General features: G+C 49.4%; 20 protein-coding genes. 3 read left to right on the top strand and 17 right to left on the bottom strand.

All coding sequences use genetic code 11. The features are described from left to right. Positions 1 to 2: 2 nt before the first annotated feature. A complete protein-coding gene (locus DXD12_RS02300) occupies positions 3 to 3,011 on the bottom strand; it encodes an efflux RND transporter permease subunit (RefSeq protein ID WP_118637216.1) in 3,009 nt (1,002 codons plus the stop codon). Between the two features lie 19 nt (positions 3,012 to 3,030). Then, complete coding sequence (locus tag DXD12_RS02295) at positions 3,031 to 4,323, bottom strand: efflux RND transporter periplasmic adaptor subunit (RefSeq protein WP_106999949.1); 1,293 nt, start codon at positions 4,321 to 4,323, stop codon at positions 3,031 to 3,033. Positions 4,324 to 4,634: 311 nt separating this feature from the next. Between DXD12_RS02295 and DXD12_RS02290 the strand changes: the two genes are divergently transcribed. Next, complete coding sequence (locus DXD12_RS02290; protein ID WP_106999950.1) at positions 4,635 to 5,312, top strand: response regulator transcription factor; 678 nt, start codon at positions 4,635 to 4,637, stop codon at positions 5,310 to 5,312. Continuing rightward, complete coding sequence (locus tag DXD12_RS02285) at positions 5,309 to 6,376, top strand: HAMP domain-containing sensor histidine kinase (RefSeq protein ID WP_106999951.1); 1,068 nt, start codon at positions 5,309 to 5,311, stop codon at positions 6,374 to 6,376. Before DXD12_RS02290 ends, DXD12_RS02285 begins: the two co-directional genes overlap by 4 nt. 268 nt (positions 6,377 to 6,644) lie before the next feature. On the opposite strand, the gene DXD12_RS02280 is transcribed toward DXD12_RS02285, so the two are convergent. The 9 genes from DXD12_RS02280 to DXD12_RS02240 form a co-directional block, all read right to left on the bottom strand. Further along, the gene (locus tag DXD12_RS02280) at positions 6,645 to 7,049 is read right to left on the bottom strand and encodes a GerW family sporulation protein (RefSeq protein ID WP_022360264.1); all 405 of its coding nucleotides are present in this window, start codon (positions 7,047 to 7,049) and stop codon (positions 6,645 to 6,647) included. Between the two features lies 1 nt (position 7,050). Continuing rightward, positions 7,051 to 8,148 (bottom strand): hypothetical protein, encoded by a 1,098-nt coding sequence (locus DXD12_RS02275; protein ID WP_106999952.1) that lies wholly within the window; start codon positions 8,146 to 8,148, stop codon positions 7,051 to 7,053. Positions 8,149 to 8,270: 122 nt separating this feature from the next. After that, positions 8,271 to 8,609: a hypothetical protein gene (locus tag DXD12_RS02270; protein ID WP_106999953.1), complete on the bottom strand. Its 339-nt coding sequence runs from the start codon at positions 8,607 to 8,609 to the stop codon at positions 8,271 to 8,273. A 103-nt stretch (positions 8,610 to 8,712) separates the two neighbouring features. Beyond that, positions 8,713 to 9,966 carry a competence/damage-inducible protein A gene (locus tag DXD12_RS02265; RefSeq protein WP_106999954.1) on the bottom strand — a complete coding sequence of 418 codons (1,254 nt, stop codon included), beginning with the start codon at positions 9,964 to 9,966 and terminating at the stop codon, positions 8,713 to 8,715. Between the two features lies 1 nt (position 9,967). Then, entirely contained in the window at positions 9,968 to 10,510 is a 543-nt protein-coding gene (gene pgsA / locus DXD12_RS02260; protein WP_106999955.1) for a CDP-diacylglycerol--glycerol-3-phosphate 3-phosphatidyltransferase, read from the bottom strand. After that, the gene (rimO, locus tag DXD12_RS02255; RefSeq protein WP_118293188.1) at positions 10,494 to 11,837 is read right to left on the bottom strand and encodes a 30S ribosomal protein S12 methylthiotransferase RimO; all 1,344 of its coding nucleotides are present in this window, start codon (positions 11,835 to 11,837) and stop codon (positions 10,494 to 10,496) included. The genes pgsA and rimO overlap by 17 nt, the downstream gene beginning before the upstream one ends. A 274-nt stretch (positions 11,838 to 12,111) precedes the next feature. Beyond that, positions 12,112 to 12,366, bottom strand: a complete 255-nt coding sequence (rpoZ, locus tag DXD12_RS02250; RefSeq protein ID WP_022360270.1) for a DNA-directed RNA polymerase subunit omega — start codon at positions 12,364 to 12,366, stop codon at positions 12,112 to 12,114. Between the two features lie 17 nt (positions 12,367 to 12,383). Beyond that, positions 12,384 to 13,004 (bottom strand): guanylate kinase, encoded by a 621-nt coding sequence (gene gmk, locus DXD12_RS02245; protein ID WP_022360271.1) that lies wholly within the window; start codon positions 13,002 to 13,004, stop codon positions 12,384 to 12,386. Between the two features lie 108 nt (positions 13,005 to 13,112). Further along, positions 13,113 to 13,991, bottom strand: a complete 879-nt coding sequence (locus DXD12_RS02240; RefSeq protein WP_118468641.1) for a YicC/YloC family endoribonuclease — start codon at positions 13,989 to 13,991, stop codon at positions 13,113 to 13,115. Between the two features lie 144 nt (positions 13,992 to 14,135). On the opposite strand from DXD12_RS02240, the gene DXD12_RS02235 reads away from it, so the two are divergent. After that, a complete protein-coding gene (locus DXD12_RS02235; protein WP_118637214.1) occupies positions 14,136 to 15,878 on the top strand; it encodes an NFACT RNA binding domain-containing protein in 1,743 nt (580 codons plus the stop codon). Between the two features lie 109 nt (positions 15,879 to 15,987). Here DXD12_RS02235 and serS read toward each other — a convergent pair whose 3' ends face one another. From serS to rsgA, 6 genes are all read right to left on the bottom strand, one after another. Continuing rightward, positions 15,988 to 17,265 carry a serine--tRNA ligase gene (serS, locus tag DXD12_RS02230; RefSeq protein WP_118637212.1) on the bottom strand — a complete coding sequence of 426 codons (1,278 nt, stop codon included), beginning with the start codon at positions 17,263 to 17,265 and terminating at the stop codon, positions 15,988 to 15,990. A gap of 279 nt (positions 17,266 to 17,544) precedes the next feature. After that, entirely contained in the window at positions 17,545 to 18,381 is an 837-nt protein-coding gene (locus DXD12_RS02225; RefSeq protein WP_118637210.1) for a pyridoxamine kinase, read from the bottom strand. 461 nt (positions 18,382 to 18,842) lie between these two features. After that, positions 18,843 to 19,445, bottom strand: a complete 603-nt coding sequence (locus DXD12_RS02220; RefSeq protein ID WP_022360276.1) for an ECF transporter S component — start codon at positions 19,443 to 19,445, stop codon at positions 18,843 to 18,845. A 117-nt stretch (positions 19,446 to 19,562) separates the two neighbouring features. Further along, positions 19,563 to 20,213: a thiamine diphosphokinase gene (locus tag DXD12_RS02215; protein ID WP_107000407.1), complete on the bottom strand. Its 651-nt coding sequence runs from the start codon at positions 20,211 to 20,213 to the stop codon at positions 19,563 to 19,565. Positions 20,214 to 20,218: 5 nt separating this feature from the next. Next, positions 20,219 to 20,884 (bottom strand): ribulose-phosphate 3-epimerase, encoded by a 666-nt coding sequence (gene rpe / locus DXD12_RS02210; protein WP_022360278.1) that lies wholly within the window; start codon positions 20,882 to 20,884, stop codon positions 20,219 to 20,221. A gap of 32 nt (positions 20,885 to 20,916) precedes the next feature. Beyond that, on the bottom strand, positions 20,917 to 21,810 hold the full coding sequence (rsgA, locus tag DXD12_RS02205) for a ribosome small subunit-dependent GTPase A (RefSeq protein WP_106999960.1): 894 nt from the start codon (positions 21,808 to 21,810) through the stop codon (positions 20,917 to 20,919). Positions 21,811 to 21,812 lie beyond the last annotated feature (2 nt).

Raw genomic sequence — 21,812 nt, 5'->3', positions numbered from 1 at the left:
AATTAATCTATGTCCGGTATCTCTTCCTTCGGTTTCCGGCTCAGCAGTGCGTAATATACTGGAACCATGAAGAGCGCGACCATCACACCTGCGGTCAGACCGCCGATATCTACGATCGCCAGACCCTGTGTCGTGGAACCGCTGCTTCCGATTGCCAGTGCCATCGGAATCATCGAGAGGATGGTTGTCATACTTGTCATCAGAATCGGTCGGATACGGGTCGCACCTGCCTCGATGAGCGCTGTCCGCAGATCCATCGTGGAGCGATACTGGTTGACCGTATCCACGTAGAGAATACCGTTATTTACAACAGTTCCGACCAGAATCAGGAAGCCGAGCAGGGACGTCATACTGATGCTGACGCCGGTCAGCTTCAGTAATCCGAAGGAACCAACCAAACTGAACGGGATGGTCGTCATAACCATGATGGAAAACTTCACAGACTCAAACTGTGCCGCCATGACAACGAATACCAGGAAGACTGCAATCGCAATCGCGCGGTACAGGGAGCTGAACTCACTCTTCATCATACGGTCACGGCTGTTCTGCCCAATGCTGATTGTACCGCTTAAGTTCGGAGTAATTACCTCACTGTTGATTTGCTGCTGTACATTATCACCGGTGTAATCAGCAGAGATTGTGATCTCATATGCACCGTCGGTTCTGGAAATCGAAGCCGGACTGTCCTCAAATACGACATTTGCCACATCGGTCAGTGCCACCTTCTGTCCGTTTGTTCCCGTCAAAATAATATCTTTTATGTTATCAACTGTCTCGTACTCGCCCTCCGGATACTCAACCGTTACCGTAATGTCCTCGCCGTCAATTTTAAGTGTCGTCGCGTCGATACCACTCAACATCTGGTTGATCGTCGTTCCGATACTGGAAGCCGTGAGTCCATACGCCTTTGCCATGACTGGATCAATCTTCAGGGTAATGATCGGTGCATTATTCTCAATACTGGAATGGATGTTGATGACATCCGTTCTTGCTGTCATTTCCTTGACAATCTTATCACTAACTTCTTTTAATTCATCATACTGCGTGCCGTGAAGAATCACTTCATAGCCGCGCTGTCTTCCCATGAAGCTCATGGAAGTCGATGCCGATACGTCGATCGTACAGTTTGCAATGTTATCCATCTCTTTCTGCCACTGATCGGCTACATCGTCTGTTTTCATGGTACGGTCATCTTTCAGATAGGCACTGATCTCGCCGCTGTCTCCGTCGTAACGCAGCATGTACGAATCAATCTGGTCGCTCGCGGAAACAATCGCCTCCGCTTCTGCCAGCGCCTCCTCGATCTTTTCCTGTTTCAGCCCCGGACGCGTCTCTATGCTGACACTGACTGTACCGGTATCATCCGATGTCATCAGCTCCGTCTGCATTCCGCTCGCCAGAATTACCGTCAGTACAAGTACCAGAACCGAAAATCCCATAACCATCGCCTTGTGGTTTAACAGACGGTCCATGATGCCGCGGTACCATTTCTGTAAACGTTCAATCGGACGTCCCATCAGGGCGCGCTTCGCCTCGCTCGGTTTATAGAACAGATAACACAGCGGAACCACCGTCATCGCAGACAGCAGGGACGCTGACATACAGAACACGATCGTAAATCCCAGCGGCTTGAACATCTGTCCGGTCATACCGTTTAAGAATGCCAGCGGCAGGAATACGACACAGGTCGTAATCGTCGAACCGATGATCGAGTTAATGACAATGCCGGTTCCGTGAAGCGCTGCTGAAAAATAGCCAAGCGCCCCCTTGTCTTCCTGCTCCGCCGTTGCACGGAAACAGCTCTCCAGTACAACGATCGAGTTATCGACCATCATGCCGACGCCGAGTACCAGCGCACTCATCGTGATAACGTTCAACGAAAATCCTGCCATCGTGATCGCAATCAAGGACATCAAAATCGAAGTCGGAATGGAACTTCCGACGATCAGAGACGCCTTATAATCGCCAAAGAACAGGAAAATGATAAACATGGAGATGATAACCGCCAGAACCATTGTCTCTGCTACGTCTTTTAAGGAATCAAGAATCGTGTCAGATGTATCATTTGCAACCGTGATCGTCAGATCCGAATCATCTGCCATCAATTCTTCAATTTTCTCTTTTACAGCCGAGGACACTTCCATATCTGTGCTGTCCTGCTGCTTCTGAATCGAAACGGAGATCGTCTCCTGACCGTTGTAACGGGAAATGCCGCCCCGGTCTTTCGTTGCCTCATACACATTTGCCACATCCGACAGAGAAATAATCTGTCCTGCCGGCGTCTTGATTGGAATATCCTGCAGCTCATTTACCTGTTCTGTTTTTAAGGAGGTAGTAACGGAAAGCTCCAGGTTTCCGGCATCTGCCTCACCCGACGGGGATGCCACGTTCGCATCGTTAATCGCACTCGCAACATCCTGCATGGTCAGATTGTACTGATCCATTTTTTCAGACTGTAATTCAATGCTGACGTACTTAGAAGAACCGCCTCGCGTCTCAATGTTTGCAATTGAAGAAATTCGCTCTAATTCAGGTACTATCTTCTGATCCACATAATCGTAAAGGTTTGTCTGCGTCTTATGTGCAATCGAAAGCATCATACTGTCTCCTTGATTGGAGTTCATCGACATAACGCTCGGTTCCACATCATCCGGCAGCTCCCGCTGGATATTGTCCAGTTTCTGCTTTAAGTTGTCATACGCCTCATCCATATCGGTGCCGTAATCGTACTGAAGCATGATCATCGAACGTCCATCGCTCGATTCGGAGGTAACCGTGTCCACACCTTCCAGCGTACCGATCGCATCCTCGATCGGTTCGGTTACCAGCTCGCTGATATCCTCCGGTCCTGCGCCTGAATAATTTGCCATGATAATCAGCATTGGCGTCTCCATATCCGGCATCTGCTCCAGCTTTGCCGAAAAGACCGATGAAATACCGAATACAACCAGACACAACAGAGCCATGACAGTAGTAACCGGATGTTTCAGGATATATTTCGTTACTCCCATGTCTTACATTCCTCCTGTCCTACTGTTTCTGTCCATTTTTTGCATCTTTCGGAGCACCTGCATCACCCGCAGGCTGATCGTTTCCGCCATCTGCCGAAGCGCCCGCTTTCTGTCCATTTTCAGACCCTGCCAGGGCATCAGCTTTCTGGTTTCCAGCTTCATCCGCTGCTGCCGCATCTGTTTCTTCACCCTTTAAGTTAACGGTTGAACCCTCATAAAGCTGGGAACTCCATGTACTAATGACGAGATCATCGGCCGTCAGCCCGGACTTGATTTCCGCCAGCTCCGTATTATAAAGCCCCACTTCGACTTCCACTTTATGTACCGTTCCATCCTGGTAAACATAGACATTTCCAACGCCGTTATCATAGTAGATTGCATCTACCGGCACGGTCATGACATTCTCTGCATGCTCAGAAGTTACTGTTACCTTGACATTACTTCCCGTTGAAAGGCTGTTCGCCTCCGGCAGCTCTGCCTTTATCTTAAACAGACCGTTGCTCTCGTCCGCCATGCTGCTGACATCGGTAATCACACCATCATAAGTCGTTCCATCTTTTACAATCGTCATCGCGTCGCCCTGATTTAAGTTGCTCATAACACGCTCGGATACGTAGAACGATACCCGTTTATCTCCCTCACCGGAGATAACGCAGAGCTGCGTCTGCTGGTTGACATGATCATATACATCAATATCCATCGTCTCAATCTTGCCGGAGATCGGTGCGGTCACGGAACTGTATTCCACCTGACGGTCGTAGTTTAATTTTGCCGATTCATAATTTAACTGTGCCGTCTTCGCCTGGTTCTGATACTGCTCCCATTCCTGATCAGAAATATCTCCTCCCTGATAAAGAAGCTGCATACGGCTTAAATTGCTCTGTGCCTCGGTCAGGTTAACAGAGGCGGAGTCCATCGCATTTTTCGCCGTCTCAACCTGTTCGGTATTGATCGTACAGAGAAGCTGACCCGCTGTCACCATATCACCGACGCTGACGTTGACACCCGTCACATCGCCGGATGCCTTCGCATAGACATAGACAACGTCCGATGCCTCGACAGTACCGGATGTGCTGGTTGTCCGCTCAATCGTTCCGCTCTTTGGATTCTCAGCCGCAACCGTCGCCACATTGTCCATCTGCGTGTCCTGCATACCGCCTGGACCGCCCGGACCGCCGCCGGAACCTCCTTTGCTGCCACCCTTGAAACGCATAAAAAGCGCCGCAAGTACGATCAGCACCACCACCGCAATGATGGCTGTTTTCTTTTTATTCTGCTTTACCGTTTCCATCAGAGAAGATAGTTTACTCATTTCGCATATTCCTTTCTGGTTTTTCCTAATTGTCCCTAGTATAACATCCCATTTTTAAACGAGTTTCAACTAAATATAAACTGAATGTAAACGAACCGTGAAAAAAATGTGTTGCACCGTTCACAATCAGTTTAAACTTATGTGGTATAATATGAGCACTTAGTGAGGTCTTTTCGAACTTAGTGCGAGTCATACCTAAGTCCTTAATGAAGCCGAGCCGAAGGTGAGAGCTGAATTTAGTACTTATGGTATACTATGAGTATTTATGATATTACATCTTTTTAATTGAATTATAGGGAGGATTTACGGATATGTTTCACATTCTCGTGGTAGAAGATGATGCGAAACTGCGTTCCCTGTTCTGCACGGTACTCACCAACAATGGTTATCTGGCGCTTCCGGCAGAAAGCGGCGAAAAAGCATTATCTCTTTTAGATTCTGAATATGTAGATCTCATTATTTCGGATATTATGATGTCCGGAATGGACGGATATGAACTGATTGATCACCTGCGGACGAGTGGATTTACGATGCCGATCCTGATTATCACCGCCAAAGAGCGCTTCGAAGACAAGCAGCGCGGCTTTCAGGCAGGCACGGATGACTACATGGTGAAGCCGATCGATGTCAATGAGATGGTTCTGCGGGTTGGCGCCCTGCTCAAACGCGCCAAGATCGCGACGGAGCATCGGATTGTCTGCCAAAATACGATTCTCGACTACGATGCACTGACGGTCACGGCCAACGGGCAGGAGACACTTCTGCCGCAGAAAGAATTTTACCTTCTATATAAATTACTTTCTTATCCAAATAAGATTTTCACGAGGCAGCAGCTCATGGACGAAATCTGGGGGCTTGACTCGACAACCGACGAACGGACGGTCGATGTGCATGTCAACCGGCTGCGCGAACGGTTTAAAAACTGCGATGATTTTATCATCATGACCGTGCGGGGTCTCGGCTATAAGGCGGTGAAAACAGAAGTATGATCAGCAAAAACTTTACCAAATATTTCCAGATTCCACTCTACTGGCTGACCCTCCTGGTCTTTTTCTTCCTGGTGTCCTCGTTGATGCCGATGCTGACCGGATATTTTGTCTCGCTGCTCACAAGCGGAACAGATAAACACGAAGTTTTTCGGATTTTCGGTCCGAATTTTCCGAGTCTGATGTCATTTTTGAGCAGCCTTGCATTCAGTATCGCGCTGTCGCTGTTCCTCTGGTCGAAAATTCTCTGCCCCATCGGTTCCATAAGCCTTGCCGCTAAGCAGGTAGCAGACGGAGACTTTTCTGTTCATGTGCCAGATTCGAAGTCTTTGCAGGCGATCTGTGAACTAACCTACAATTTTAACCGTATGGTGCAGGAGTTAAACAGCATCGAATCGCTGCGAAATGATTTTGTGACCACGGTTTCCCATGAGTTCAAGACACCGCTCGCCGCCATCGAGGGCTATGCGACATTGCTGCAGGATCCATCTCTCTCAGAGGCGGACCGGAATGAATACACGCGCATCATCATCGACAGCACGCGCCAGCTCACCACGATGACCGGCAACATTCTTCTGCTTTCCCGCCTGGAAAAGCAGGAGATCGTGACCGGCCGCACGACGTTCAGCCTCGACGAACAAATCCGGCAGGCGATTCTTCTGCTGGAACCGCTCTGGGAGAAAAAGCATCTGAATCTCGACATTGATTTGACGGCGTGCAAATTTTACGGCAACTGTGAGATGCTGCAGCAGGTCTGGATCAATCTCCTGCAAAATGCCATCAAATTCACCCCGGCTGGCGGTATGCTTTCTGCCAAACTCGTTATCACAGGAGATAAGGTGCGTGTCTCCATCCGCGATACCGGCGTCGGCATGGATGACGCCACGATGAAACGGATCTTTGAAAAATTTTACAGCAGGAACTCGGATCCCAATGAAAAGGGCAACGGGCTGGGACTTTCCATCACGAAACGGATCATCGACCTGATGCACGGTACCATCGAGGTATCCAGCCAGGTGGACGAGGGTAGCTGCTTTACAGTGATTCTGCCACTTGAAAAAGCATAGAATCTCATCGGCAAAACATATTGTACCCGACAATCATCAGAGAAATGGCGATGCTGACCCATAGAAAATTCTTTGGGAAAATGAGCACCAGGGTCATGCCAAATCCCATTGAAAAAAGGACTAAACCAAATAAACGCTTCATAGAATGATACCTCTCTGAAATGTCTGTTTTCAAAAGAAGTTAAATAGCAGGCGATCATTGCCAGAGACATCTGACATTCGATCGTGTGCTATGATCATTCTATGAAGCGTTTTGATTTTAATTTCTTTATTTCTTCTCTTCCATCTCGCCCGCCATTTTCTCAGCTGTCTGCATCGTCTCCGCATCGATCGGTCCGGTGCTTCCGCCGACAAATTTATTGACGAGATCCGGTGCCATGTCGAGAACCTTGGTCAATGCATCCTGATGCTTGATATTGACCACTTTCGTCATGCCATTCTGAATGACCAGCACCGCGCTCGGCGTCATCTTGGCGCTCATGCCGCCCGCATTCTTCTCTTTCGCCGACTGACCAAACGCGCCCGCCGCCATGCCGCAGGTTACATCCACGAGTGGAAGTATAATCGCATCGCCAACTGTCACCGGCTCTCCCACGACTGTCTTCGTCGTGACGAACTCATCCATACCCTGAAATAATGCACCGATTGTCGATGCAAACTGATTGTCTGCCATATTATCTTCCTCCTCGGTTTCTATATTTATAAACCTGTGTCCGTACATTCTTATCCATCCAGATCCGAAGCGCCATCAATGCCAGCACGCCAATCTGGACTCTGCCCCGGAACGAAAGCTCCCCGTCCAGCGCATTTGCATCCATGACCGGAGTCAAATCAATCTTCTTTCCGTAAACTGGATACAAAAAAGCCGCCACACTCAAAATTTGTCCCATCAAATAAGGATCCTCCACGCCAAACGTAACCTGCCCGGACAGCTTTCTGGGAAATATATGCCGCAGAACTCGCATGAGCTGGCGTTTGATCAGGCGAAATGACTTCTGATTTTCTTCATTTTCTATAAATGCAAGGACGGATTGGCGTTTGTGCTCCAGGTTGTTGATTCGGGTAAGCAGCTTTGAGAGGGATTGCCGCAGGGCGCTCCATTTTTGTTTGAACCAGCTAATGATTCTATGAAGGAACGATTCACGCTTTTCCTGGCTGGGATTTGATTTTAATTCATTCTTTGCCCGATGCGTTTTTCCTTCTGCCTCTGACACTCCCGCCTCCTTCACATCTGGAAATGCATCTGCATTCTTCACAGCTTGAGACATTTCCGCCTCCCTCTGCGCACTCCGTCTCTTCACCGCCTCCTCCAGCAGCCTGGCAGTTTCCTCCGCTTTCTCGATCGCGGCGTCTGTCTTCTCCGATGCTGCTTCCGCCCGCAAAATCAGTTCACCGGTGTCTAAATCATCATCCTCTGTTTTCTCCTGCGCATTTACAAATTCCAGCTCATCCGAATCCGCTGCCTGCGTGCCTTCCCGCACACTCCTAGATTCCGTATCTTTCTCTTCACTCTCACTCCCGAAAATCCGGAATCCAAACAACTTAACCGTATATCGAAGCCCATTTTCATAAGCAATCCGCAACGACACCGCATGAAGCAGCCAATGGATATGCAGATGCACACAAAAATCCTTGATACTGTGGTAGCTTCCGTTCCCCCGGTATCGAATCGGGACAAATAAAACCGCCATCAGGCACAGAAACAACAGTCCCAGAATGACAAGAAGCAGGATTCCGAGTATTTTCAAGATTATGAACAAAATATGCAGCAATCCATCCCCTCCCACTTCTTATTCTTTCATTGACAAATTCATGTATCAGCTCCGTATCATATGATGTTGGGGTCAAAAGACATTTTCAGTCCAAAAAATCTTCATCAAAGGCTACAAAATACTTACCTCTTTTTCCTCAGCCTGTCTTCCTTCTCTCTCAGATACGTCTTCACATCAAATCCACCCGTCTCGCGGTACGTTTCATCCACAATCCGCCCCACCGTCTCCACGGCATCCTGGTAGCTCGCGCCGACCCCTACGATCAGCAGATCCGCCTGCTCCCGGTAATAATTCTGCCGGAGCACATAGGCAGGCTGGATATCAAGCAGGTTGTGTCCGCCTGAGGCAGGCGTGATCACGTGAACGCCCGGCTGTAGCTTTCCGAGGCGGAGTTTCTGTAGAATCGAAAAACGATGCTTTTTAGCAGTTTCTCCCAGATACAGATATTTATACCAAATCATCGTCCCCGCCTCCTAAAAAAGGAGAGCCTGATCCATGGCGCTCTAAAAACAGCACGTTTCCGGCTATTTCTCCCCGCCTGTCAGCTCTCCCTCCTTTACATGATCAATCTTTTTTATAATTCTTAATAATCGACCGTCTCAGCAGATCCAGCGCCTGAATCACCGTCTGCTCACGCACCTTCTCGCGGTTTCCGCGGAAATGGTATTCCTCTACTTTGACTTTATCCTTCATATAACATGCGATATAGACGAGTCCCACCGGTTTCTCCTCGGTTCCGCCGTCCGGTCCGGCGATGCCGGTCACAGCGATACAGGCATCCGCATCCGTCGTAAATACACCGCCTGCAGCCATCTCACGCGCCGTCTGTTCGCTGACCGCGCCGTATTTTTTCAGGGTCGCCTTACTGACGCCCAGGATCTTTTTCTTTGCCTTGTTGGAATACGTCACGTATCCCTCGTTAAAGACCTCTGAGGCCCCCGGCACGTTGACGATGCGTCCGGCGATCAGACCGCCTGTGCAGGACTCTGCGGTTGTCACAGTCAGGTCGTATTTCTTTAAGAGGCGAACAACGACATCCTCCAGATTCTCATGCTCATCCGTCGTGTAAACCGCATTACCGAACCGTTTCTTAATCTCTTTGATAACCGGTTTTAACAGCTGTTTTGCCGCGTCTTCGCTCTCGGCTCTCGCGGTCACGCGCAAATGTACTTCTTTCGTCTTTGCATAGGTCGCAATCGTCGGGTTCGTCTGCTGGTCGATGAGGTCGAGAAGCATCTCCTCCACCTTGCTCTCCCCGTATCCGCAGATTTTGAGCATCTGGGAATAGATCACACAGTCAGATCGTTTCTGAATATAAGCACAAACCTGATCTTCCACCATCGGATACAGTTCGTTCGGCGGTCCCGGAAGAAGAATCGCGGTCTTACCGTTTTTCTCCAGGGCAAGTCCTGGAGCTGTGCCGTTTGTGTTGGAAAATACCACCGCGCCCTCCGGCACCAGCGCCTGACGCCAGTTGCTATCCGGAATATCGGTGCGCTTGCGCTGCCGGTACCAGTCCTCCAGATGTGCCCGCACCTCCGGATCCTCGACTAACGGCATTCCCATCAGCTCCGCGCAGACATCCTTCGTGATATCATCCTCCGTCGGTCCCAGACCGCCGCCGATGATAACGAGATCGGCTCTTGAGAGCGCCGTCCGGAAGACTTCTGTCATGCGCTCCCGGTTGTCCCCTACCGTCGTCTGGTAATAGACGTTAAGCCCCAGCTTTGCACACGTTTCCGATAAATACTGCGCATTGGTATTGACGATATTGCCAAGCAGCAGCTCTGTTCCTACCGAGATCAGTTCGACTATCATATCAGATACTCCCTTCTGTCAGTATTTTATGATTCTTGTAAATATAATCAACAAGTGACACAATCGTCAGCAGCAGCGCGATCCAGACACAGATCGTCGTGACAAACGCAAGCGCCGGAATATCCAGAATCAATAACACCACCGATACCATCTGAAACGTCGTCTTAAATTTGCCCCAATAGCTGGCGGCGATGACAACTCCGTTGTCCGAGGCGATCAGACGGAATCCGCTGATGATAAACTCCCGGCTGATGATGACGATAACCATCCAGGCTGGAAGCGCGTTCAGCTCGATCAGACAGATGAGCGCCGAGCACACTAAGAGCTTGTCCGCGAGCGGATCCATAAATTTTCCAAAGTTCGTAACCAGATTGTACTTTCTGGCAATCTTTCCATCCAGAAGATCGGTCAGGCTGGCTATGATAAACAGTGCCAGTGCAATCATACGGAAGGTACGGTTTTCACCATTCTGCCAGAGAAGAAAAAACACAAAAAACGGAATCATGATGACGCGAAGCGTCGTAAGCTTATTCGGTAAATTCATCAGCCAACTCTCCTATCAAATCATATTCGAGTGCTCCCGTTACGCGGACACGGCAGAAATCGCCGGACATCAGCGGAACATCCGCATTGACAAAAATCAAACCATCTACGTTCGGCGCGTCCTTATAGGTACGTCCCACGAAAGCATTCTCGTCTGCCACTTTTCCCTCGATCATAACCTCAAGCACACGGTCTTTCATATCCTCGGCTTTCTCAAAGGCAATCTCCTGCTGCAGCTCCATGATCTCGTCGCGGCGGTCTTCCTTGACCTCCTGCGGTACCTGATCCGGATATCCGGCTGCCGGTGTGTCCTCTTCTGCAGAGTATGCAAACACGCCCAAGCGGTCAAATTCCATCTCATCGACGAACCGCATCAGTTCCTCATGATCCTCCTGTGTCTCACCCGGGAAACCGGAAATTAAGGTCGTGCGGAGTGCAATATCTGGGATCTCTTCCCGCAGATGCGCGATCCGCTCCCGAAGCTCCGCCTGATTCGTGCGGCGTCCCATCCGCTTGAGAACGGCATCGCTCGCGTGCTGGATCGGAATATCCAGGTAATGACAGACTTTTTCTTCCGTCTTGATCGCCTGAATCAACTCCTCGGTGATCTCCTCCGGATAACAGTACTGGATACGGATCCATTCGATTCCATCGATCTGTGCCAGTTCATGTAAAAGTTTCGGCAGGGTCTTCTCTCCATACAAATCCACGCCGTAAAGCGTCGTCTCCTGTGCGACAAGAATCAGTTCCTTCACACCCTGATCCGCAAGCTCCTTTGCCTCTGCGAGAAGCTGCTCCATCGGCACACTGCGGTACGGTCCACGCAGGGACGGGATAATACAATAGGTACACCGTTTGTTACAGCCCTCGGAAATCTTTAAAAAAGCATAATGTCCGCCGGTCGTCACCAGACGTTTGCTCCGCATCTTCGTCTCCGGAAGTTCGGACAAATCGTGGAAATCAGATACCCTCTCACCCTTCAGCGCCTCCGCCAGCACCTTGCTGACCTCATCATAGCTGGTCGTACCGAGAATACCGTCCACCTCCGGCACCTCCTGCAGGATCTCTTCCTTGTAACGCTGTGCCATACAGCCGCTGACTAAGAGCGCCTTGCAGGTTCCGCTCTTTTTGTACTCTGCCATCTCTAAGATGGTGTTGACACTCTCCTCCTTGGCATCGTTGATAAAGCAGCAGGTATTGACCAGAATGACATCTGCCTCCTGCTCGTCATCGGTAAACGTGTACCCGTCCTGGCTCAGCGAACCCAGCATACGCTCTGCATCAACCAGGTTTTTATCGCAGCCAAGGGATATACAAAGTAATTTCATTCAATTCTCTCCTAATACCATATTTAAAAAATTTCTGTAACCATAATCGATTTGAACCGTCACAAAAATTCTATATCGTAACTGTTCAGTACCTTCACAGTCACGCGCAAAAATCCATTAAAAATTGCCTACGGCAATGGGATTTTTGCCTGCTGGCCCATGTTTTCGTACGGTCAGCGCAGTAAATGCGCAGACCTACTGAACAGTTACTCTATATCTAAGAAAAGACCATCTCCATGTACATAATGAACACGGGACGGTCTTCTGTCACCTTTTAGACCTCTTCCTCCGGGGAATCGTTCTCTGCTACAATTTTAACCTTAGAATGGTACAGCTCGTCGATCGCGATCGAAAGCGGTTTTCTTCCATTCTCAATGACCAGTGCCTCATCACCGGCGATCAGCTGTCTTGCACGCTTTGCAGTCGCAATTACGATGGAGTAACGGCTCTGAATCAGCGGTTCTTTCCCCGGCTCAGCCTCTTTGTTTACAACATTAATTAAGTCAAGATATGACGGACGCAGCATCATAATACATCTTTCTCCTTTCAGAATTGCTTCATCTCTTCTTTTATTTTTTCAATCAAAGTCTTGTGATTTTCTGTTCTGGCATGCATCGCCTGAATCAGTGCGTGCATTTCTTCTACACAGCGGTCTACCTCATCATTCACCAGAATGAAATCGTAGTCATCCATCTGCTTGGACTCCTCTGCTGCTCTCGAAAGCCGTGCGGCAATCTTCTCCGGTGTCTCGGTTCCACGACCTGCCAGCCGGTTTCTAAGCTCCCCGGCACTCGGCGGCGTGACAAAAATGAGAACTGCCTCCGGGAATTTCTTCTTGATTTTCAGGGCACCCTGAATCTCAATCTCCAAAAGAACATCCTTGCCCGCTTTCAGGTTGGAAAACACATACTCCTTCGGTGTGCCGTAATAGTTTCCGACATACTGGGCGTATTCGACCAGCTCATCGTGTTCGATCATCTGTTCGAACTCTTCCCGGGTCTTAAAGAAATACTCTCTTCCATCAACCTCGCCCTCGCGCGGTGCGCGGGTGGTCGCGGAGATGGAAAGGGCATAATTGTCATACCGCTCCAGCAATGCACGCATCAATGTTCCCTTGCCTGCCCCTGAAAATCCGGATATAACTGCCAGTACTCCCTGATTATCCATATATTTCGCCTGCTTTCTAAATTCTATCTATTATTACAATATTTCATATTCTCCGTATTTTCACCGCCAACGGCAGCTTTCCGTGAATACCTCTTCCAGCATGATCGGCTATTCAATATTCTGAATCTGCTCTCTGACTTTCTCGATCTCTGTCTTGAGTGCAATCGCACAATCGGAAACCTCCAGATCGTTTGCCTTGGAAAGAATCGTATTCGCCTCGCGGTTCATCTCCTGTGCAATGAAATCCAGCTTACGTCCAACGCTTCCGCCCGCCGTCAGCTCCTTGCGGGTCGCCTCAATGTGGCTTCTCAGGCGGACCGTCTCCTCATCGGTGCAGATCTTATCTGCAAAAATCACAACCTCTGCCGCAATCCGGCCTTCATCGACGCTGCTTCCTTCCAGAAGCTCTTTCACCTTATCTTCCAGTTTCGCCCGGTATTCTTCCACGATCTTCGGGGAACGTTCTTCAATCTGATCGACCAGCGTTACCATATAGTCCAGCTTGCCAAGCAGATCCTGCTTCAGATTCTCACCCTCGCGTGTGCGTGTCTCGACAAATTTCTCTGCCGCCTCGCCGATCGCCTTTTCGAGAATCTGCCACATATGCTCCTCGTCCTCCGGCGCCTGCTCCATCGTAAAGACCTCCGGACACCGTGCAAGACGCATCACCGTCGCGTCATTCGGAATTCCAAGCTCGTCCGCCATCTGACGGAAATAATCCATATACTCGCCGGCCAGGGAACGATTGTACTTTAAGGACATCTTCTCATCCGTATAATCTTCATAGGAAATAAAGACATCTACCTTTCCCCGCTGAATGTATTTCTTGAGCTGCGCGCGAATCGCCGCCTCAAAGTAATTAAATTTCTTCGGCATCTTAATGCTGAGATCCAGGTAACGGTGGTTTACCGCCTTCATCTCCACAGAAATCTTATATTCATCCGTTGCCATCTCGCATCGGCCAAATCCAGTCATACTTTTAAGCATAGTGACGCCTCTCTCTTTCATCCATAGATAATGGTATTATAATGCAAATCGCCGCAAGCGTCAACCGAATTTAAAAGTGATTGTTTTTCGTGTCTTCTTTCATTATAATAGTAGATACTACACAAATAAAGGAGCACCAAAACCATGGCATTTGACGGAATTGTAATCGCAAACCTGGTTAAGGAGTTTAGTGACGCGCTTACCGGCGGCAAGATCGCAAAGATCACGCAGACCGAGCGCGATGAACTTCTTTTTACCATAAAGAACTTCCGGGAGACGAAACGACTTCTTCTCTCGGTCAACGCAAGTCTTCCGCTGGCATATCTGACGGATACCAACAAGCAGGGACCGATGACTGCCCCGAATTTCTGCATGCTGCTTCGCAAGCACATCGGAAGCGGACGCATCGTGTCGGTCAGCCAGCCGGGTCTGGAACGCTGTATTCATTTTGAGATCGAACATCTGGACGAGATGGGTGACCTCTGCCGCAAGCTGCTTATCGTCGAACTGATGGGAAAATACAGCAATATCATTTTCTGCAGCCCTGACGGCACGATCCTCGACAGTATCAAACATATCTCCGTGCAGGTCAGCTCCGTGCGCGAGGTTCTGCCGGGACGGCAATATTTCCTCCCGCAGACGGTCGCGAAGCAGGATCCGCTGACTGCATCTGCCGATGATTTCGCCTCCATTCTGGCACAGTCACCGGCACCGGCAGGAAAAGCCATTTACACGAATTTCACCGGTATCAGCCCGGTCATGGCAGAAGAATTCTGCTATGAGGCATCGATCGATGCCGACCGCCCCGCATCGGAACTGAATGAGCTGGAGCGCACGCACCTCGGGCACACGCTGGAACTGGCAATGGAATCCATCAAAAATGGACAGTTCTCGCCCTGCATCGTATACCGTGAAGATGAACCAATGGAATTTGCCGCTCTCCCATTGGCCTCGTTCCCGCCGGAATATCAGGTCGAACACTTTGATTCGATCAGTAAAGTGCTGGAGACCTACTATGCGTCCAAGAACGTCATCACACGAATCCGCCAGAAATCCTCGGATCTGCGCCGGATCGTCCAGACTGCCCTGGAGCGCAATTATAAAAAATACGATTTGCAGCAGAAACAGTTAAAGGACACCGAAAAACGGGATAAATACAAGCTCTACGGCGAGCTGTTAAACACCTACGGTTATGAGCTGACCGGCGGCGAAAAAGAACTTGTCTGCACGAACTACTACACAGGAAAAGAGGTCAAGATCCCGCTTGACCCGCAGCTGACCGCCCGCGAAAATTCGCAGAAGTATTTTGACAAATATGGAAAACTCAAACGTACTTTCGAGGCTCAGAGCCAGCTCATTGAGGAGACGAAGCAGGAGATCGAGCACCTCGAATCCATCAGTACCTCCCTCGATATTGCCTTAAAGGAGGAAGATCTGACCCAGATCAAGCAGGAGCTGACGGAATATGGCTTCATCAAAAAGCACGGTCCGGCTGGAAAGAAAGTGAAAATCACAAGCCGCCCATTCCACTACCTTTCCTCCGACGGATTCCATATCTACGTCGGCAAAAACAACTACCAGAATGAGGAGCTGACCTTCAAGATCGCGACTGGAAATGACTGGTGGTTCCACGCAAAAGGAATCCCGGGTTCCCATGTCATTGTGAAATCCGAAGGAAAAGAGCTTCCGGACCGCACCTTCGAGGAAGCTGCCGGGCTGGCTGCCTACTATTCCAAGGGACGGGAAAATGAAAAAGTTGAGATCGATTATGTACAGAAAAAGCAGGTCAAAAAAGTAGCGGGCGCTGCTCCGGGATTTGTGATTTATCATACGAATTATTCGATGATGGCGACGCCGTCGAATCAGCTGGAAGAACTGCCATCATAATGCCGCCTGAAAAAAGACAATGTCTATATTTCTGCAATTCACAATGAGTCCAGTAAAAAACGCCACAGGCACACAACCCATGGCGTTTTTTTACTGGACTCAAATGAACTTAGCGAATCTCGCTCTTACCACCCATATACGGACGCAAAACCTCCGGAATGCGGACAGAACCGTCTGCCTGCAGGTTGTTCTCTAAGAATGCGATCAGCATACGCGGCGGAGCTACTACAGTGTTGTTCAAGGTGTGTGCAAAGTATTTGCCGTCTTTGCCGTTGACACGGATCTTCAGACGTCTTGCCTGTGCATCACCTAAGTTGGAGCAGCTTCCAACCTCGAAATATTTCTTCTGACGCGGGGACCATGCCTCTACATCAACGGATTTTACTTTCAGATCAGCCAGGTCTCCGGAGCAGCACTCCAGAGTACGAACCGGAATATCCATGGAACGGAACAGGTCCACGGTGTTCTTCCACAGTTTGTCATACCACATCTTGCTGTCTTCCGGTTTGCAGACTACGATCATTTCCTGTTTCTCAAACTGGTGGATGCGGTATACGCCTCTCTCCTCGATGCCGTGAGCGCCCTTCTCTTTACGGAAACACGGAGAATAGCTGGTCAGTGTCTTCGGAAGCTCTTCCTCTGGAACTACGGTATCAATGAATTTACCGATCATAGAGTGCTCGCTGGTACCGATCAGGTAGAGATCCTCGCCCTCGATCTTGTACATCATCGCATCCATCTCATCGAAACTCATAACGCCGGTTACAACATTGCTGCGGATCATGAACGGCGGGATACAGTAGGTAAATCCACGGTCAATCATGAAATCTCTTGCATATGCGATAACAGCAGAATGAAGTCTTGCGATATCGCCCATCAGGTAATAGAAACCATTTCCAGCTACCTTTCTGGCACTGTCCAGATCGATGCCGTTAAATTTCTCCATAATCTCGGTGTGGTACGGGATCTCAAAATCCGGTACAACCGGCTCGCCGAAGCGCTCGATCTCTACGTTCTCGCTGTCGTCTTTACCGATCGGAACACTCGGATCAATGATGTTCGGGATGGTCATCATAATCTTTAAGATGCGCTCGCCAAGATCCTTCTCCTGCTCTTCCAGCTCAGACAGGCGGGCAGACTGCTCTGCTACCTGTTTCTTCAGCTCTTCTGCTTCCTCTTTCTTTCCCTGCCCCATCAGAGCACCGATCTGTTTTGCAATCTTGTTCTTGTTCGCACGCAGATCATCTGCTTCCTTCTTCGCTGCACGGTTCTTGGCATCCAGCTCAATTACCTCATCTACCAGCGGAAGTTTCTTGTCCTGGAACTTATTTTTAATATTCTGCTTTACAATGTCAGGATTTTCTCTGACGAATTTAAGATCTAACATATCTTCCTCCTACTGTTATGCAATTAACTGCACGAAAACTAGTTATAATTATACTACAACTTTGTACGAATGAAAAGCCCTGTTTCAAGAGTTCCTCTGTTCGTTACTGTTCACGCATACGTGAACAGTAACGGAATTTGCCGTGGCTTCGCATTTAAATACGGCAAATTCCTGCTGCCACCACGTTTTCTTACGGCACTTTCGGTTCCAAAAGTGCCTACCCGTGAACTGTAACCTCTGTTCTTCTTGATACAAAACAGGATAGACTGCCCATTATATTTAACTCAACTTCGTCAAATAGGACAGACACGCCTCCAGGCACAGTCCGTCCTGCTCCGGGGCACCAAGTTCTTCTGTCTTTTCCACACATTTTTTTGTAAAAGCTGCCGCCCGTCTGACGGCTTCCTCCATCGGCACACCTCGCACCATGCTGGCACCGATGACTGCTGCAAAGACATCCCCGGTTCCGTGGTAATTGCCCGCCACAAATTTAGTTGCATGAAAGACCGGATCCTTGCCGCGCTCATGGATCACGTTGAGGATCTGTTTGCCCTTGACCACGCCTGTCAAAATGACTGACCGCGCGCCCAAAAGGTGAAGCTTCCAGGTCAGATCTGAGAGCTTGCGCTTACTCCATCCATTTTCCTGATACAGCGTGTCCGTCAGGGCACAGGCCTCAGTCAGATTTGGCGTGACAACGTCCGCATACTGCATCAGCTCCCGCATCGCCTCGATCAGCTCCTCGTCACAGACGCTGTAGAGATGTCCGTGGTCGCCCATCGTCGGATCTACCAAAACCTGCGTATTTTCCCGTTTGAAATCCCGGATAAAATCTGCCACGATCGACGCCTGTCTGGCAGAACCTAAGAATCCAGTCATGATTCCGTCCATCTCAAATCCCATCTTCCGCCACGGCTCCAGGTATGCCTCCATCCGATCGGTATAATCATCCATATAGCATTCCGGATATCCCGCGTGATTGGACAGCACCGCCGTCACCACCGGACAGCACTGTACCTTGAGGGCGCTGATAACCGGCATCGCCGCCGTCAGCGAACAGCGCCCGTAGCCTGACAGGTCATTTAAAACCGCTATTTTCTTCTGAATTCCTTCCATGTATAATTTTTCCTCATTTTCTTAATTTTATGATACCAGGGTCAAAAGGTCAGAAGTTCGACGCAAGCTTGCTTGCAGGAGCATTTTTGACCTTGGAACCCGCCAAAAATATGAGTAAGTAGCCATTTTTCAAAGAAAAATGAGCGAATTACGAATGTTTTTGAAGATTGCGGGAGCATATAGTGCGGAGCAATCTGGTATCAGAGGGGTCAAAACGTCTTTTGACCCCAACATCATTTTAAGCAACTTTATAATCTAACATATTCTCGCGGCAGATACGACTGCCTGCAGCATGATTCTGGTTTCTACAAGCGTGTATCTATACATTTGTGTTTCATAAGCCGCACACTCCAATGACGCAACAAGGAGACTGCGCCCGGACAGATGTTTTTCCCATTCTGCCCAACCACAGTCTCCTGTATGTATTTCATTTTAATTCTTCTCGACTGAGATAAATTGCCTTATGCTCTCGCTTCTACAGACAATGCATCCAGAAAACCTGCCTTGCGGAGTGCCGGACGAACTGCCATATATATAACAACAGACGCAATCGTAGATGTCACCGCATTGATCGAAGTCGCTGCGATATTCCATGCAAGTGTGAGCTCTGCCGCCGGTTTACCAATGATCCAGAGTTTATAATAATATCCGATCAGCGGATCTGCAATGACGTTGAATAAAAGACCTGCCACCGCTGCTGCAATCGTAAAACCAAGGATGTGGTTCTTATCGGTGCTCCGGTCAATCTTGCCCAGACGATGTGCTACGAATCCGGCGATCAGTCCGATGCAGAGTTTGCAGATAAATGTCTTCGGTGCATATACAATATAAACCGGATCGAGAAGGTCACCTATCGTCATGCCGATAGCACCTCCCAAACCGCCGTAAAAGCCGCCGACTAAGAGTGCCCCGATGACACAGACTGCATTTCCCAGATGAATGGAAGTTGCATCGCCGCCCGGAAGTGTGATCTTCACCTGTCCGTATGTAAATACGACATAGGAGAGAGCTGCCAGCAGACCGACCATCGCGATCTTGTAAGCCTGATTTGATTTGTTTGCCATGATGTTTCATCCTCCCTTGTTATTGGACTCATCATAGCACAATCTTGTCCCCTGAAAAACATACAGTTTTTATCATTTTAAACAGGTCAGTTTTAACTTGCCACTTTTTTATCCGAATTAATCATGTGCCTCCACGCACAAAAGGACGCCTCTCTCCAGCTCCAGAATGCCCTCTTCCCGTTTGAGTTCATTGCTGATGCAGAGACTCGTCCCCAGCCCGATCGTCCGCCGCTGGAGCGGGTATTTAAATCCCCGCAGCGTCAGTCCCTCGACAGTCTCGGTCATCGGCAGGAACGAAATGTATTTTCCATACACCTCTTCCCGGTGAAATACCTTATGCCCGCCCAGAAGATACAGGCGGTTGCGGGCATCATAAATATTCACTTCCATTCCCTGGCAGAAAAACTGATACATCAGCTGGATATTGCCGATGGCGTGATCCATACGGCCGCCCAGCGCCCCCAGGATATCAACTGCCTCACAGCCCTGGCGCGCCGCCGTCAAAAGCGCCAGCTCCGTATCCGTCTCATCCTTCTCCGGTTTATGGATCTCAAATTCGATGTCCGGCTGGTTCTGATATTCTTCCAGAACCTTTTTATCCACCGTGTCCAGATCGCCGACCACCGCATTCGGAGAAATATGCAGCGGGCGCAGAACCTCCAGCCCCGCATCTGCCGCAATTACATAGTCATACGAGCGCTGTGAGAGAAAATCTTTCGCAAACGCAATATCAATCGTTCCGCCTGTCACAATCAAACAACGCTTCATCTTCATCATCCCTGTTCAAATTCCTGAAAAATATTTAAAAATGTTTTTACATTCCCAGCCGGGTTTCCCTTAAATACGGCGCTTCCCGCCACAATCACATCGGCTCCTGCCTCTAATACCGTCCGCACATTGTCCGGCGTGATTCCTCCGTCCACCTCAATGCGGGTGGAAAGTCCCCTCTCGCTGCACATTGCGCGCAGCTTCTTGATTTTTTCTACCGTATATGGAATAAATTTCTGACCGCCAAATCCCGGGTTGACCGTCATCAGAAGAACCATGTCCACCTCCGGCAAAATAACATCCAGTGTCTCGACCGGGGTCGCCGGATTTAACGCTACACCTGTTTGCAGCCCTGCCTCACGGATCTGCGCGATCGTGCGGTCCAGATGAAGACAGGCTTCCTGATGCACACAGATCAGATCCGCCCCCGCTTTTTTGATATCCTCTACATAACGTCCCGGTTCTTCCACCATCATGTGTACGTCAAACACACGATCCGTCACCGGGCGCAGGCTCTTAATTACCGGCATTCCAAAGGAGATACTCGGCACAAACGCGCCATCCATCACATCCAGATGGATGTACTGTGCGCCTGCCTTGTCCACCTCAGCGACCTGCTCTCCCAGCTTCGTAAAATCTGCCCCCAGAATCGAAGGTGATAATATAATCATGGTTCTTTCCTCCCATTTTTTGTATAATATCCTCAACGGCTGCTTCTGCCGTATTTCTTTTTCTCTTTTAATTCCTGATACATCAAACGGTAATTGTCATACCGGCTCTGCCCGATCTTATGCTCCTGCACCGCCGTCTTGACGCCGCATTCGCGCTCGCCAATGTGGACACAGCCTAAGAAACGGCATTCATCCTCATATGCCTCAAATTCCGGGAAAAAGTCCTTGAGCGCCTCCGGCTCCAGATCCTCGATATAGAGAGAACTGAATCCCGGCGTATCCATCATATAGGTGCTCTCTTCCACGAAAAACAGTTCTGAATGGCGCGTCGTATGTTTGCCCCGGCGGATCTTCTCACTGATACCGCCCGTTTCCATCTGTGCCTCCGGCTGGATAAAGTTCGTGATCGACGATTTTCCGACACCCGAAGGTCCTGCTAAGACCGTTGTTTTCCCAATGATCAACCGATGAAACTCCTCCAGCCCTGATTTTTCGTAGGTGCTGATAAAATGCACCGGATAGCCCGCCGGTTCATAGATCGCACGCAGCTTCTCCTGCTCGGCTGCATCGACCAGATCGATCTTGTTGAAACAGATGCTGACCGGAACTTCCTGCCGTTCCATCATGACAAGGAAGCGGTCGAGAAGGTTTAAATTTGGCATCGGATCGGTGATGGCAAAAACCACCACCGCCTGATCAACATTTGAAACCGCCGGGCGGATCAGACGGTTTTTACGAGGAAGGATCTCATCGAGATTGCCTGTCGCCTTCTCCTCATCGAGAACACTGATCTCCACGTCATCGCCTACCAGCGGCTTGATGCCGCGATTTCGGAAAATTCCCTTTGCACGGCATTCATATACCTTTCCAATACCGTCGTGTACATAATAGAAACCGCCGATCCCTTTAATTATCTTTCCCTGCATAC

The sequence above is a fragment of the Clostridium sp. TF11-13AC genome (genome assembly GCF_003481065.1).
GTDB lineage: Bacteria > Bacillota > Clostridia > Lachnospirales > Lachnospiraceae > Otoolea > Otoolea fessa.
The sequence above is the reverse complement of the archived record's forward strand: the minus strand, read 5'-3'. Positions and strand labels throughout refer to the sequence as shown.